The organism is Prevotella melaninogenica ATCC 25845, from assembly GCF_000144405.1.
Taxonomy (GTDB): Bacteria; Bacteroidota; Bacteroidia; order Bacteroidales; family Bacteroidaceae; genus Prevotella; species Prevotella melaninogenica.
The window spans coordinates 1-16,595 of the sequence record NC_014370.1 but is presented as its reverse complement, the minus strand read 5'-3'; the positions used below and the strand labels follow the sequence as shown (position 1 = coordinate 16,595).

Sequence of the window (16,595 nt, the reverse complement as noted above, 5' to 3'; positions counted from 1 at the left end):
AGTTTTCCACAGAGTTATCAACAGTTATTAGTTCAATATCTGTATAAGTATTGTTTAGTAAATGTTCCCTTATAAAGGAATCATTCGTGTTCTACGATGTATTATAATAGCTCTAATCACTTTTTATGCCATCTTTAAGCGTTGTGCTGATGCTCCGCACATAGTGTGCTAAGGGTTAACACTAATGGTGTTATGTGTTAATTACGTTGTAATAGATTGGTAATTATAAAGCAACTTATGATTATTAAAGAGACAAAATACCAAAAGTAAAGAGAATATAGTTGATGTCTTTCATGGTTATAGTTCGTACTTTGGATAAAAAGAAATTCATAATTCATAATTCAAAATTCACAATTCATAATTATGATTACTTATTTTGGGTGTTATGAAAGGAAAATCCTAAACATAACATTAGCAATAAGGAGTAATCATAATTATGAATTGTGAATTATAAATTATGAATTACCAATGTAATCATAATTATGAATTGTGAATTATGAATTCTGAATTAATAATGAATTAAACTTACAAGTCATCAATCAGTGCAGTACTCTTGGCGTAAGCTGTACTCTTAGCTTCGAAGAAGTCGGTCTTTACCATATTAGCATTTGAATACTGCCCAACCCACTTCATGTTCTCTGGTTCTTTCTGGTTGTCGTCATAGAGGAAACCGAATCCAAGTCCAGACCAGCGAAGATTACCCAAATAACGGATATAGTCAGATACCATCTGAGCGTTAAGACCCTGCACATCGTTACCGATAACGTATTGACCCCATGCTATCTCCTGACGTACACCCTCACGCATCATATCCTCATAAACCTTTATCTTCTCTGGAGTAAACATATCAGGCTCCTCTTTCTTCAGCTCAAGAATAATGCTACGGAAGAGCCATAGGTGTGTATTCTCATCTCTATTGATATAGCGAATCTCCTGTGCAGACCCCGACATCTTACCATTTCGGCTGAGATTATAGAAGAACATAAATCCGCTGTAGAAGTAGATACCTTCAAGGATAAAGTTAGCAATGAGTGTTTTCATCAAACTGAACTTATCTCTTTTCTCATGGAACTCATTGTAACAGTCACCAATAAACTTATTACGGTTCAAGAGGTGCTCATCAGTCTTCCACTGATAAAGAATGTCGTTACGCTCTTCAGGACTACAGATAGTGTCGAGCATGTAGCTATAACTCTGACTATGGATACACTCTTGGAATGCCTGAATATGCAGACAGAGGTTTACTTCGTTTGCAGTGATATACTCACTAAGGGTTGGGAGGTTATTGCTCTGAAGCGAATCAAGGAAAACAAGGAAGCTCAGAATCTTATCATAGGCTGTACGTTCAGCCTTTTCAAGACGTGGATAGTCCTTAAAGTCTTGTGAAAGATTGATTTCTTCTGGAATCCAGAAGTTATTCATTGCCTGTCTGTACCAGTCACTTACCCATGAATACTTCATATTATTGAAGTCATTCAAATTAGTAGTATTGCCACCAATCATTCGTCTCAAGCGCAATTCTATATCGCCTGAAGGATTGAATAAGGTATTACGTTTTAATTGATTGTCCATTATTTCTTATATATTAAATCCATTAATTGTATTAATTCATAATTCACAATTCATAATTCATAATTATGATTACTACTTTAATTCATAATTTATAATTCACAATTCATAATTATGATTAGTGATGTAAACTATTATTTTGTTAGTCTACTTACTCAATGAATTTCTGCTATTCAGTAAATAGTAGTAATCATAATTATGAATTCTGAATTGTGAATTGTGAATTATGATGAGCAGCTCTCGCACTCTTCCACCTCTAATGACTTACTACGCACATAGTAGATAGTCTTAACACCCTCTTTCCAAGCAAGTAAGTAAAGGTCGAGTATCTGGCGCATTGTGAAGTCATTGGTGATATAGAGGTTCATACTCTGTGCCTGGTCGATATGACGCTGACGTACACCAGAAGCACGAACACTCCACTTTTGGTTGATAAGATAAGCACTCTTATACATCCAGTAGGTCTCATCTGAAAGCTCAGGAGCAACACGTGGAAGCATACTTCCCTTCTTCTCTTCTAAGAAGAAACGCTTCATGATTGGGTCTAAGCCGGCTGTTGTACCTGCAATAATACTTGTACTGCTGGTTGGTGCGACTGCAAGAAGATAAGCATTACGCATACCCTGTAAGGCAACTGTCTTACGGACATCCTGCCATTCAGCACTGTCATAACCACGCTTATCAAAGTAGGTACCTGTTTGCCAGTCACTTCCCTCAAAGAATTGATAGCTTCCCTTTTCCTTAGCAAGGTTTGAGCTGGCAAGAATAGCTGCTCGGTTGATTGTCTCGAACACCTTATCCATAAACTCCAAATGCTCTTCACTCTCCCACTTAATGCGACGCTTAGCAAGAGCATGGTGATAACCACTAATACCCAAGCCAATAGAACGATAACGCTGGTTGGTAAGCTGTGCATAAGGAACAGGATAGAAGTTAAGGTTGATAACGTTGTCGAGTGCACGAACAACGGTTGCTACCTTTTCTTTCATCTTCTCCTCATCCTCCAATGGAAGTCTACCAAGTGACAAACTTGCCAAGTTACATACGACAAACTCACCTGGACGAGTAGTTGTAACGACAACAGTATCACCATCCTTTGTCTCTACTTCCTTAGATACTGTCTCAATAGGAGCCATGTTCTGAGCTATCTCTGTACAGAGATTAGAGCAGTAAATCATTCCCTTATGAGCGTTAGGATTAGCTCTGTTCACTGTGTCACGGTTGAATGTAAATGGTGTTCCAGTCTCAACAGCAGAACGAAGAACCAATCTAACAATATCCTTAATGCTAATAACACGACGTGAAAGACGCTGATCATTCACACAATCAAGGTACTTACGTTCCCACTCTTCGCCATAACAATCCTCAAGACAGTAACCCTTGATACGCATAATTTCGTTAGGACAGAAGAGTGACCAGTTCTGATTCATGTCTTCCTCTGCCATCTTCCAGAATAAGTCTGGATAGCAAATTGCTGGGAAGATATCGTGTGCCTTCATACGATCGTCACCGTTGTTGGTACGAAGTTGTAGGAATTCTGGTAAGTCTTTGTGCCATACATCTAAGTAAACGGCTACAGCACCTTGGCGCATACCCAACTGATCAACAGCTACAGCAGTGTCATTAACAAGTCGCATCCAGCGGATTACACCACCTGCTACACCCTTGAAACCACGGATATTACCACCTGTTGCACGTACCTTACCGAAGTACATACCCATACCACCACCAAACTTGCTCACCTGTGAGAAGTTGTCCAAGCTACGATAGATACCATCCAAACTGTCTGGTACGGTGTCAATGAAGCAACTTGAAAGCTGATGACTTGGCTTACGAGAATTAGAAAGGGTAGGTGTTGCCATTGTTACTTCCAACTTACTGAGTAAGTCATAGATACGACGTACCCACATAAGACGGTCTTCCTTCTCTGGCATAGCAAGATGAAGTGCAATTCCAAGGAACATTTCCTGTACACGCTCAATCACTTTACCAGAGTAATTTTTTATAACATAACGCTTTAGAAGTAGATCAAGACCTGAATAATTAAGGAGCTTATTGCGTTCAGGGTCAATGAAAGTAGCAGCCTCGTTGATTTCTTCTTCACTATAGTTCTGAAGAATATAATCACCATAAAGTCCTTCTTCGGTCATATATTTAACCTTACGATAGAAGGTCTTGAGTCCCAACTCTTCCTCCAAACGGGTGATTTTCTTCTCAGAACGATAAGAAAGAATACGTGCTGAAATCATCTCCCATGCTGGAGCCTCTGGTGTTGTCAATTCTACAGCAGCCTTGATAAGTGCATCAATTGAGTCTTTCTGTGACATACCAGGCTTAGTGAAACTTGAGAACTTCTCCTGAAGAGTCACCATACTATAAGAACGCTCGCGGTATTCTCGTGCTACACTGTGCAACACATCAGCCAACTCACGATCGTCAGCAGTCCACACAATGTAATTAATAGCTTGTCGCTGCTCATTACGCTGATAGCGGAAGAGAATATAATTCTTCGCTTCATCGTAATGACCATGTGCCATAAGACACTTCTCTACACGGTTCTGGATATCCTCCACAGTGCGCAGTTCAGGGTTCTCTTTGATGAACTGCTCTACTTCGCTTACCATTCCGGCTATCTCATTGTCTGAAATATCCTTTCCGGTGCTGATAAAACTCTTTTTAATGGCTATTGAAATCTTTTCGTTATTATAGACTTCTACTTCTCCATTACGTTTTGTTATATTCATTACTTCTTTTATAAAGTTTTCTATTTTGTACTACTTCAATTCGCTATTGAGACTTACTTATTTACGTATAAGTAACATATTATTAGTAACTTACGCCTTTTAGCGGGTTTTTGTATGGACAAAGTTAAGAAAAAAAAGTGAGATAATAGTTATCCAAAACGGAATATTTTGAGAACAAATTTACTTTTAATTGTTTTCCAAAATAGAAAAGAATTAAGTATTCTTTTTGTTTAAAATTGAAATACTTTTAGCTGTTCAAAATCTCTATTTATTGCTTACAAAAAGCACTTATTTCGCTATCTAAAATTATAGTTTATCTCTTTATCAAATAAAAATCGCCTTGCCCTTCTGCTTGACAAGCTTATTCGTCATCTGATGACTCATCCGTAAGTTTTGGAGCTTTGAACTTGACAACTGTTCTAAAACCACTGATAGGACTAATCTTTCGCTTTCTCATTTCTTCACTTGACAGCAATGTAGCCTTATTGTCTTTGTGTTCAACAAGGATAAAAGCAAAATCTTCATAGTGTACACGTAGGCTATCAGACACTATCTGACTGTAGGCTTTCCGGTATTTCTCCTGCTTCATAAAGGAATCTGAACGTGAGCAGAGGAAGACGATGCGGTTGTCTATCTTGAAATAATGTGAAGGATACATATCATCAATAGACCATTCTCCACCCATAAACATATCGTAATAAGCTGGTTGGATAACAAAAACGTCACTGTTGATATAGACACCATTTGTATAAACACCGTGATCTTCATATCCATATCCACATTTAAGAATAAACGTACTATCCTTAGGATATTGCTTAATAAAACGATGAATACATCCCAAAAAGGCTGATTTCATCTCTGTGGTGTCTACAAGAACTAAACTGTCTAATGCATTACTTTCTGTTGTTTTTTGACAAGTCTTAGTACAACAGGAGGATAGGAGGGTAAGAAGAAAGACGAAGAAGAGTGCAGTTTGTTTCATACTTTTATGGTGTTGAAGTTTTATATCTTTATTCTTTAAAATCTTTCTATATTCTATTCCTACAGCAATCCCTCTTCAATACGCTGAATAATCTCTTCTGGGAGGATATTATTCATACAAGCGAAGTCACCCCGATGGCAGGGCTTGTTACCAAAGACAGAGCAAGGACGGCAAGAGAGCGTATTGATTTGAACAGCATCTTCTTCCTTCTGTTTCCAACCCATAAAGCCACAATAAGGATGGGTTGCACCCCATACACTTACCACGCGTGTACCAGTGAGGGAAGCAAGGTGCATGTTAGCACTATCCATTGAGACCATAGTGTTGAGATGACTCATAAGGATGAGTTCCTTTTCGAGTCCTTTAAGGACGTTAGCAACGCAAAGACATTGTGGATATTGTGCTGCCCATTGGTTCAATATTTCTATTTCTTGTTTACCACCACCAAAGAGGAAGATACGCCAAGAAGGATGTTTCTCAGTTAGTTTTCGCACTACAAGTTCCATCTTTTCCTGTGGATACATCTTACCTGCATGGGCTGCAAAAGGAGCTATACCTATCCATCGTTCCGATGGTTGCTTTACACCTATTATATTAGGGAGAAGCTGTAAGTCGCCACCTTCCGTTGGGAAGATACTCGTAAATTCAGGTTTAATAGGATAGCCTAATGCTTCGAGTACGTCAGCATAGTTTTGAAAAGAGGTAGGCTGCTGTATGAAAACCTTATTTTCTTCCCGACAGAGTAACTTCTTTCCTTGCTTATGCTTATTGATATGTGCCACAGATTTGCCATCGAGAAGGAAACGTAAGCGGAGGTAACGGGTTCGAAGCACGTTATGGAAATCGGCTACAGCTGTAAATTGCTTTGCTACCAACCGACGGTAAAGTGCGTTTAATCCTCTAAAACCTTTATATTCTTCTTTCAAATCGGCAGCCATAAAGTCGACATTTGGTGCCAAATGCTGAAAGAATGGCTGTGCAAAAGGACGAGAAAGCACACTTATTCTCACATCTGGATACTGCTTTGCAAACGAATAAACGATGGGAACTGTCATAGCAATGTCGCCCATAGCAGAGAATCGGATGATAAGAATATGTGGGGTTTTCATAGGCTAACAGAAATGAATAAGCAGGATAAAGAATAGAGGAAAAAGGTTATTATTGATAAAGATAAGCAATAAGATATGCTTATTCAATAACTAATAAAGCGCATTGATGTTTACTCTGAGCGAGTAATTACACCCCTCCCTATGCAGAGTGGGAGGGGTATCATTTTATTTCTTGTTGTAAAGAATCGGATTGGTTGCAGGGTCGTTGTACATCTTCATCTGACGATAAACCTTCATGTACTTACGGCCATGCTCAATGTCATCGAGCAATTGGTCGATGGCAAGACTGAGATCCTTTTGTTGTTCGAGGAGGATATTCAGCTTAGACTTACATTTCTCAACGTGCTCAGCTGAAGCATCCTTGCGCTCAGTCTGCTCCTTCATGTGATAAATCTTCAATGCAAGGATAGACAGACGGTCAACTGCCCATGCTGGACTCTCGGTATTGATAGTTGCATCTGGGAGTGGAGTCACGTCAGAGTAGAGCTGACGGAAATACGAATCAATCTGCTCAACAAGGTCTGTACGGTCCTGGTTAGAGCGGTCAATACGATGCTTGAGACTCATTCCTTCTTCAGGGTTGATATGTGGGTCGCGGATAAGGTCCTCGAAGTGCCACTGTACTGTGTCAATCCAGCATTTCAGATAGAGACGGTTTTCAATGGAATCTCTGTCGTAAGGGTTATTAATCGGCGTATCTACGTTGTCCGTAATATGATAATCACGGATTGCCTGATTGAAAATCTCGTTACAATGTTTTGTAAATGACATTCGGTTTTTATTTTTCTGTTTATTCTGCAAATATAAAGTAAATTCCTTAAAGGACAAAATAAAAACTCTTGTTTTTCATTGTTAATCGCTTAATCTCAAATCAGTCATGAGCGCCTAAACATATTTTATTTTCTTATTGAGTAGCTTGTCTGTCTTTACAATGTAGGAGTAGTGGTCTATATCAAATCACAAATACAGATAAAATGCGATAAGAAATATCCCTTTTAAGTGGATTTCATGCGCTTATAAGCTCCTCTGAATATGCCACATATCTTATACAATAAGTTTATATTTTGTTTGCTGTCATTTTAACAATTAGTATTAACTACTTGTAAATTAGGTGTTTATAAGCTTATAGATAGTGACAGAAGTGACAGGAAAATCATCATAACGTACTAACTATCTATAAATGAAATCCATTTTCATCGCTTCATTTGGAATAGGAGAGGATAAAACTTCCTCCACACTAATGATATTTATGTAGACTTCAATTCCATATTTGTGGACGAGTTATAATTAACCTTTTAATCATCGTACGGTGGTTCAGTACATATGGTGCGGATGCTTAGCACGTATGGTGCGAACGCTTAACACCAATGGTGCGGATACTTTATAAGCTTGCAAAAAGCATACTATGCTTAAACTGTAAAAGGCAATTAAGAGTGTTTTACGATGTCGGATAGAATACGCATGATGAGTGACAATAAACAACATCATTGTATTTTCGTCTTAATAATAATAAGGTGTAGTAGTTTATAAAATCAGTTTAATTCCATGTAGTGGCATAAATAAAGTTTTGAATAATCCGATATAATTGTTTGATTTATCGTACAATTAAGTGTAAAAACGCCCAAAAATATGCACAAAGCTATATGGTTTGTGCAATAGATAGTGTATTTTTAATAAAAAAACTTGCACACATGGAAAAAAAACAGTTCCTTTGCAGCGCATTTTGAATTTGGAAATCAATATTAAACATTTTAAAACTTACAATTATGTCAGAAATTGAATCAAAAGTAAAGGCTATTATCGTAGAGAAGCTCGGCGTTGATGAGGCTGAGGTAAAACCAGAGGCAAGTTTCACAAACGACCTCGGTGCTGACTCTTTGGATACAGTAGAGCTCATCATGGAGTTCGAGAAGGAGTTCGGTATTTCTATTCCAGACGATAAGGCTGAGAAGATCTCTACAGTAGGCGACGCTATCTCTTACATCGAGGAGAACGCTAAGTAAGGTTTACTCAAGATAAAAGTACCAAGCAAAGCGTATGCCTTTGCTTGGCTTTTTTTTTAACTTTACTTTTTTAATTTATATTTCACGCATGGAATTAAAAAGAGTAGTTGTAACAGGTCTTGGCGCCGTTACTCCATTGGGTAACACTCCAGAGGAGACTTGGCAGAACATGCTGGCAGGTAAGAGTGGTGCTGCTCCTATTACACATTTCGATACAACCCAGTTCAAGACGAAGTTTGCTTGTGAGGTAAAAGACCTTAACATCAATGATTACATTGACCGTAAGGAGGCTCGTAAGCTCGACCGTTACACTCAGTTGGCCATGATTAGTGCTATTCAGGGTGTTAAGGACGCTAACATCGACTTAGAGAAGGTTGACAAGAACCGCGTAGGTGTAATCTACGGTGTAGGTATTGGTGGTATCAAGACATTCGAAGATGAGGTGAGTTATTACGCACAGCATCCAGAGAATGGTCCTAAGTTCAATCCTTTCTTCATTCCGAAGATGATTGCAGATATCGCTTCTGGACAGATTAGTATGCTGTACGGATTCCACGGTCCTAACTATACAACAACATCTGCTTGTGCTTCTTCAACTAACGCTTTGGCTTCAGCATTCAACCAGATTCGTCTTGGTAAGGCTGATATTATCGTTAGTGGTGGTGCTGAGGCTGCTATTTGCGCTTGTGGTGTAGGTGGTTTCAATGCTATGCATGCACTTTCTACACGCAATGATGATCCAGAGCACGCTTCACGTCCATTCTCTGCAAGCCGCGATGGCTTCGTAATGGGTGAGGGTGCTGGTTGTCTTATCCTTGAGGAGTTGGAGCATGCAAAGGCTCGTGGTGCTAAGATTTACGCAGAGATGGTTGGTGAAGGCGAGTCAGCTGATGCTCATCATATTACTGCTTCTCACCCAGAGGGTCTTGGTGCTAAGCTCGTTATGAAGGCAGCACTTGAGGATGCAGGTTTGAAGCCAGAGGATATCGACTATATCAACGTTCACGGTACATCAACTCCTGTAGGTGATATTTCAGAGGCAAAGGCTATCAAGGCTTTGTTTGGTGATGCTGCTTACAAGTTGAATATCTCTTCTACAAAGAGTATGACAGGTCACCTCCTCGGTGCAGCTGGTGCTGTAGAGGCTTTGGCTTGTGTCATGTCTGTGAAGGAAGATATCGTTCCTCCAACTATCAACCATGAGGAAGATGATAAGGATCCTGAATTGGATTACAACTTGAACTTTACGTTCAACAAGGCACAGAAACGTGAGGTACGTGCTGCACTGAGCAACACCTTCGGTTTCGGTGGTCACAATGCTTGTGTTGTATTCAAGAAGTATGCTGAATAATATAATTGATAGAATAAAGCTCCCTTTCCGCAAGGAGAAGGAGCTTTATTTGTCTTTGTACCAAATTATCGGCATTATTCCTCACGATATCAGTTATTATAAGACTGCACTCTTGCACAAGAGCGTAGCGCGTCGTAACGCAAAGGGTAAGCCAGTAAACAATGAACGCCTTGAGTTTCTTGGTGATGCTATTCTCGATGCCATTGTCGGTGACATCGTTTATGAGCACTTTCCAGGCAAGCGTGAAGGTTTCCTGACCAATACTCGTTCAAAGATAGTACAACGCGATACGCTAAACCGCCTGGCAAAAGAGATGGGAATCGGACAGTTGATTCTCTCTAACGGGCAGACGTCTTCGCATAACAGTTATTTAGGTGGTAATGCTTTTGAGGCACTCGTAGGCGCTCTCTATCTTGATCATGGCTACAATGCTTGTATGAAGTTTATGAAGCAACAAGTCCTTGGGAAGCTTATCAATATTGATAAGGTTGCTTACAAGGAGGTGAACTTCAAGTCAAAACTCATCGAGTGGAGCCAGAAAAATAAGGTCAATATGGAGTTCAAGCTGATTGAAAACCAAAAGGATAAACAGGGTAGTCCTACTTTTCATTTCCAAGTGATCATGGAGGGTATTCCATGTGGAGAGGGACACGGTTATTCTAAGAAGGAAAGCCAGCAAGAGGCTTCCAAACTTACACTCCAGCGTTTGCGTCGTGAGCCCCAGTTTATAGATGAGGTTTTTGCCGCCAAAGCCAACCGTACAAAGATGGAAGAAGAACCAGTGCTCAATGTTCCTGAAACTTCACAGGACATGAACTTCATTGAAGGTTCTGAACCAAAGGTTGAGAAACATGAGAATCCTTTCCAAACAGAGGTCTTTGATGAGAAATCATCGGCTGCTGATGAAGTGAAAGAAGAACTAACTGATTCCTCTGTTGAGGAAGAAAAGAAGGCTAACAATGAGGATTTTGACCTCTCTGATATTTCTCATTCTAAGTCTATTGACCGCGAAGCTATTATCGCTGCTGCTGAGGCAGAGGCTTTTGAAAATTAATAAATAGCGGTAAAAGAATTAATAAGACAGGCGTTTACAGCCGATGGTAAGTGATAATACCTATCACATTCATCATCTTCTGTAAACGCCTGTTGCTTTTTTTTGCTGTTTTGTTAGTATCTAATAATGTACTATTTAAGGCTAATAAGCCTAATTATTTCTATTAGCCTAATAAGCCTAATAAGGCTAATTGGTCCAATTAGGTTAATAAGCCCAATAAACCCAATAAGTTCAATAGGTTTAATAACCTATTACTTTGTCATAATTTTTCACATCTTGATTTTTAATAGCTGCTCTTTTGGCTTCTAAAAGACGCCCAATTGACTTGCAAAAGGTGCCCTTTAAGACCCTTACTAACGCCCTTTTGAAGTCCAATTAAGCACCTTTTACCTTACTACTTTATAACTAATTGATTTCCTTATGGTTACAAATCTGCTTTTTGTATGTGCTTTTGTCGTTATTTATAGATGTCTTATTTGAAATTATGTAATGATTTTTCATATCCTTGTCTGTAGATTTTCGAAGTGTTTAACCCCAATCAGTCATTAGATTACAATACATATTGTGGTTAATGACTGATTGGGTTTAAAAGCCTTCGAGAAGCTTTTTATATCTCCATGATAAGCCGTTCAAACTTATCATTATCAACGCGTGAACGGTTTTTTACACGTGTTTTATAGGTGTTAATGGTGTGTACAGAGTAGTTGAGGAAGGTAGCGATACGTTCAGAATCAGTGATACCCAATCGGATAAGAGCAAAGATACGCATCTCGGTTGTAAGTTGTTTCTTATCGAGCGGCTTCTGATCTGGTTCGTCAAAGAGTTCGTTGTATCGTTCGATGAAATGGGGGAAAAGCTTCAAGAAAGTCTCATCAAAATCCACAAACATCGACTTTCTCTCTTCTCCTAATTCACTCTCTTTTAATGAAGAACGCAAGTCTTCAAATCGATGCATAGATATCTTGCGGTCGATGGAACGATAAAGTTTCTCGACTTTATTGATATATTCTGAGTTGATATAGAATGACCTACCAATATATTCATCCTTGATTTTATTCACCTCCTCCAACTGTTCGTTCTTAACTTCTAACTGTTGGTTTCTCCGTGCGATAAGTGCTTGTGCCTTCTTCAGCTTTATCATTTGCCTACGGATAAACCGTCCTGCCATCAACAAGCCAATGACAAAGAGGATGAAGATTATTGCAGCCATAGCAATAGCATTACGTTGTCCCTGCATTATCTTGTATCTATCCTGTTCGATGATAGGTAATACGCTGCTAACCTCAATCACACGCTGTCTTGCTCCATAGAAATTAGCATTTGCGAGCGACTCTCTTACATACTCCGTAGCGTGCTGTATGTCTCCTTCTTTATAGAGAAGATTAGCCAATGTACAAAGGGCAGTAGTCTCTCTGACCACTCCTTCGTTGTCATATATGGCTGCCTGTGCAAGATAATCCATTGCCAAGTCATTCTCCTTTAGAAAGAGATAAATCCAGCCAATACAAGATGTAACAATGGCTTTGTGGTGCAAATCCACTCCTTTCTTCTGTAAGAACTGTTTGAAAGTATCAAGAGAAGCCTCGTATTTCCGTTCCTTCATCTGTTTCATTCCAACCGCATAGAGCCATTCTGTTGAGCCTGCTGGGAGATAATGAAGTAGGGAATCGGTATATATACCTGCTTGTTTCACGTACTGACTCTGATAGGGTTCAGTGCGTGTATAGTCAGATACGTCATAGTAAAGGCGTGATGCCATGGTGTAATAAAGCTTTCTTGCATTGGGATTAGTTCCTTCAGTGTGAATAGAGTGTAGTTCGTTGAAAGCCTCTGTATATAATCCTGCAGACAAAAGACAGAATACTAAGTCGCAATGTGCTTCAACTTCATAGTTAGGATTCTTCAATCTGCGTGCTTCGGAAAGGAGATGATTAGCATAGGCGTAGGCAGAATCATATTGATAAGATGAATATTCTTTGAATAGCTGTCGGTCTATTTCGAATCTATCCTTCGCTGGAATCGTTTTCAAACGGTCCTTTAATCGTTTGATTTTCTCAAGTTTTTCATGTTCAAAAAGCTTTTTCTTTTCTAAACTTTGGTCGAGTTGGTGTAGCCGTTCTTCCCATTTCTCATTATTCGCAGCACTGAATAAGGGGATAATAAGAAATAATAATGACAGATATATCTTCATAAGCGTATTCATCTGAGGTATTGTTTATTGGTAATCAGATGTTTTTTGTCATCCAATCTACTTGCAAAAATAAAACTTTTATTAATAACTACAAAAAAATATCGACTGGAACTTCTATCCAGCCGATACTTTTATGTTCTATGGGTGAGTTTTTATTAGATTACTCCCCATAGGTAGCTATGACATTATCTTACGATAATTTTCTTTCCCTTATGGATATAAAGACCTGGTTTTAGATTCTCCTTGGATGTTGAAACCTTATTTCCTTGTAGGTCATAGTAGGCTTCATCCACAGCTGTCTTACCTGACAAACCTTCGATACGGTTGGTCTGGTTGAGGTTATTCAAGTCGTCTGGAGAATTGACTTCACTTGCTGAGAAGAATCTGATAGCACCCAATGGAATCTTCAGTTCAATACTCTTCTTATTAGCATCGTCACTGCCATTCACCTCATCTCTATAATCATGAGTGTCATTTACCCATGCTGTGAGTGTGTGAACACCATTTGTAGCTGTCCAAGTATTCTTTCCGTTCGTACCACCAGTTGCTGAAAGTGTAATCTTCTGATGTGACTTCAGACCGCCATAGTGCTTATCGTTCCATGTGATAACACTGGTATTGCCATCAATCTGGAACTGAACACCGAGCTTTGTACCTGCTGGTACGTCTCTATCACCTGCATTAACAATCGTCGCAGTGAAGCGTACTTCATCACCTGGATTAATGGTTTTCTTGTCGAAGGCAACCTTTGTAACAACGAGGTCATAGCCTCCTGTGACAGGAGTATAGTCTCCGTTGTCATCCTTTTCAGCTACATTAAACTTCTTCTCACGGCTGTTATTGTCTCTTGTTAACTCATCAGTAAGTTTATTACGATAGTCAGCTTCAGCCTTTACAGCGTGTCCTCCAGCCGTTGCTTTCCATGCTGATTGAGTTGTAAGGATAACGATCTGCTTTGCTTTCAGTCCATTCTTATAGCTTGCAGTGACGTAACTCTCCTGTCCGTCGACAGTCACCTTCACACCGATATTTACACCAGCAGGAATGTCGACATTGCTTACATTCTGAAGAGCAAACTTAAAGGTAACATCGTCTCCTTCCTTTAGAACAGTATTACCTTCAGCATTCTCCCAACGTAAACCTTGTAAAGCGACATCATATCCCTTGATACCTTCCAACGGATTGACGATACCTCCCTGCTGACTTGTGTCTGCTTCAGGGAAATCAGGTACCTTATACGTAGCGTCACTCAGGTATTCATAACCGATAGCTGCCGCACGTGCCTTGTTATTATCAGTCCATACAGGCCATGTCTGATTGTTCTTAATCTTGTCCTCGCTAACGTTTGCAATCTTAATACCATTGCTAAACTTCACGCCATCGACGTCCAAACGAATCGCACCAGTGGAATGTTCCCATGTAGAATACTTGGTTGTCTGTCCTGCAAGAGAAGCACCAAGAATCTCTGTGTTCTTAAATTCAATGCCAGAAGGGCCTGACATAACACGGATAGCATCGAAAGGAGAGTCATAAATCTTCGTATTATTGAAGACTACATTACGTACACCACCTTTGATGTCAATGGCAGCTAAGTCCTCATGCCAGCTGTCGTCGTTGGTTCCACAGCGTACGAGAATATTATTGTCAAAGCTAATCTTCTGTGTATTTGTATACTTTGGGCCAGGGAATACATCATTCAGATGAATACCCGCAGCCATGAACATATCAGCAATATAGTTGTTATAGATTTTATGACCATCACCACCATAGAGGGCAATACCGCCTGCACGCCAGATAAGTTCAATGGTATTGTAAGCGAAGGTGTTGTTCTTTTCGTCCACAGCACCCATTGTATGATCGTTCCACATTGCCAAACCGTCATCGCCGTTGTTACGAACACTACAGTTATAAACCGTTGCATTAGATGTTCCTTGACAGAAGTTTACACCGTCAGCGAAGTTATTACGGATACGACAGCTGATAATCTTCAGATCATTGCTATAATCTACTTTACCATTGTAATCGCCTATCCAGAAGCCACACTCAAAGTGATCTTCCCATACATGATGGATAACACTTCCGCCTTTGAAGACATCCATGAAGCATTTATACACTGCTTGCTGGTTATGACGACTCCTCAGATTAGAGTTGAGATATAGGTTACAGATCTCAACATTGTTGCAGTAGCCATCTGGTCCGTGTGAGCCATTACCGCCAGAGATACCTCCTCCGAATGGATTAGGGTTCGTAAACTTAAGGTTAGTATACCACATACCAGCACCAGTAATCTTTACGTCGGATCCAAAGATGTACCAGATACCGCTCAATTCGAATGTTCCAGCAGGAATATAAAGCACCTTTGAGCCTGCGTCAGCATCCTTCAAAGCTTCTTCAAAAGCCTTGAGATAATCTTTTCCTTTGACATACTTGCGGTATTTAGCATCTGTAACGTTCACCGCACCAGCAGGGCATTCAATCTCTTCAGGCACAACCTCAGTCTCAATGAAGTCTACTCCATAGTCATAACCATTGGCACCAGAACTCTGAATGCGGATTCTATCGCCTGCTCGGAGTGCCTTATTCAGAAGGAAGTGGGTCTCATCAAAGGCAAAACAAGCTGTTCCACCGTCACTTTTATCAGTTGGATTACCACCAGCAAAGTACTGATACATATAATAAGATGTCAGATTGACTGTCTGTACCTTCTTATCATTTACATAGACATCCAGCGAACCATTCAATCCCATTCCGTCAGGAGAATCAGGCATTGTAAAGCGTAATGTCACACCATTAGCATCTCCCTTCATAGTCCACTCGGCGTAGGAACCATTAGATGGAAGGTCAACATACGACTGACGGGAAGCCTGCGAGGCTATCTCCTTACGAGACCAAGTAGGAGAGGTCTTCAATGTTGCGCCTCCACCAAGCGTTGCTGTCTCAGAGTCGTAACGTGTGTAAGGCATCAAAGCACCCACTCGTCCCTTAGCATCAGCTGACGGGATATTCCAGTCATCAGCGTAAGATGCCTTTGACACCATCGTACCAGACAATAGAAGTGTCAGAGCGATTAATAACTTTTTCTTCATCATATTACTTGATTTTGTTTTTATAAAATGAGTTCGTGAGATTAGATTTCTGATGACAAAAATAGAGTTTTCATACAAGAAAGTAAAGTTAAAAAAGCCAATTCCAAGTATATAAAAGGGTTGTAAAAATTACTTTGCTGATTATCAGTATGTTACAAATTTATTAATTGAACTTAATACAAATAAAATCTATGCATATTAAGGGGTGACTATGGTGTTTATCGCATTTTTACTGTCAAATAACAAAGTTATATTATAGGCTGTAGTTAATTAAATTAAAGGTACTGATTATTAGCTGTTTATGTACTATAAACTTACTTATTGCCCTCTGTTTTCTTTATATTTGTAAATGACAAGCTCCTCAAAGTAGTCTTCATAAACATTTTTTTTCGTAATTTCGCTTTCGGAAATGATGATAAATCTTGGTGTTTTCACCTGTAATATAGAATCATTAGGTTTCTTTATTCTGTGTAATGCAGAGCAAACAGTTTAATGAATTAAAGTTA

Annotated in this window: 10 protein-coding genes; 3 read left to right on the top strand and 7 right to left on the bottom strand. The window is 39.5% G+C overall.

The features are described from left to right. Window positions 1-525 precede the first annotated feature (525 nt). From HMPREF0659_RS00050 to HMPREF0659_RS00030, 5 genes are all read right to left on the bottom strand, one after another. Complete coding sequence (locus tag HMPREF0659_RS00050) at window positions 526-1,572, bottom strand: ribonucleotide-diphosphate reductase subunit beta (RefSeq protein WP_004358967.1); 1,047 nt, start codon at window positions 1,570-1,572, stop codon at window positions 526-528. A gap of 221 nt (window positions 1,573-1,793) precedes the next feature. Further along, entirely contained in the window at window positions 1,794-4,313 is a 2,520-nt protein-coding gene (locus HMPREF0659_RS00045; RefSeq protein WP_013263896.1) for a ribonucleoside-diphosphate reductase subunit alpha, read from the bottom strand. A gap of 361 nt (window positions 4,314-4,674) precedes the next feature. Continuing rightward, window positions 4,675-5,295 carry a hypothetical protein gene (locus HMPREF0659_RS00040; RefSeq protein WP_013264581.1) on the bottom strand — a complete coding sequence of 207 codons (621 nt, stop codon included), beginning with the start codon at window positions 5,293-5,295 and terminating at the stop codon, window positions 4,675-4,677. 59 nt (window positions 5,296-5,354) lie between these two features. Continuing rightward, window positions 5,355-6,404, bottom strand: a complete 1,050-nt coding sequence (locus tag HMPREF0659_RS00035) for a glycosyltransferase family 9 protein (protein WP_013264824.1) — start codon at window positions 6,402-6,404, stop codon at window positions 5,355-5,357. Between the two features lie 165 nt (window positions 6,405-6,569). Beyond that, the gene (locus tag HMPREF0659_RS00030; protein WP_013264395.1) at window positions 6,570-7,175 is read right to left on the bottom strand and encodes a DUF4254 domain-containing protein; all 606 of its coding nucleotides are present in this window, start codon (window positions 7,173-7,175) and stop codon (window positions 6,570-6,572) included. A gap of 995 nt (window positions 7,176-8,170) precedes the next feature. Here HMPREF0659_RS00030 and HMPREF0659_RS00025 point away from each other — a divergent pair. From HMPREF0659_RS00025 to rnc, 3 genes are all read left to right on the top strand, one after another. Beyond that, on the top strand, window positions 8,171-8,407 hold the full coding sequence (locus HMPREF0659_RS00025) for an acyl carrier protein (protein ID WP_004358972.1): 237 nt from the start codon (window positions 8,171-8,173) through the stop codon (window positions 8,405-8,407). A gap of 88 nt (window positions 8,408-8,495) precedes the next feature. Further along, complete coding sequence (gene fabF, locus HMPREF0659_RS00020) at window positions 8,496-9,758, top strand: beta-ketoacyl-ACP synthase II (RefSeq protein WP_004358973.1); 1,263 nt, start codon at window positions 8,496-8,498, stop codon at window positions 9,756-9,758. After that, entirely contained in the window at window positions 9,748-10,812 is a 1,065-nt protein-coding gene (gene rnc / locus HMPREF0659_RS00015) for a ribonuclease III (RefSeq protein WP_044045778.1), read from the top strand. Before fabF ends, rnc begins: the two co-directional genes overlap by 11 nt. 607 nt (window positions 10,813-11,419) lie before the next feature. Here the strand turns inward: rnc and HMPREF0659_RS00010 are convergent. After that, a complete protein-coding gene (locus HMPREF0659_RS00010) occupies window positions 11,420-13,015 on the bottom strand; it encodes a DUF6377 domain-containing protein (RefSeq protein WP_013264761.1) in 1,596 nt (531 codons plus the stop codon). 173 nt (window positions 13,016-13,188) lie between these two features. Then, window positions 13,189-16,092: a right-handed parallel beta-helix repeat-containing protein gene (locus HMPREF0659_RS00005; protein WP_013264413.1), complete on the bottom strand. Its 2,904-nt coding sequence runs from the start codon at window positions 16,090-16,092 to the stop codon at window positions 13,189-13,191. Window positions 16,093-16,595 lie beyond the last annotated feature (503 nt).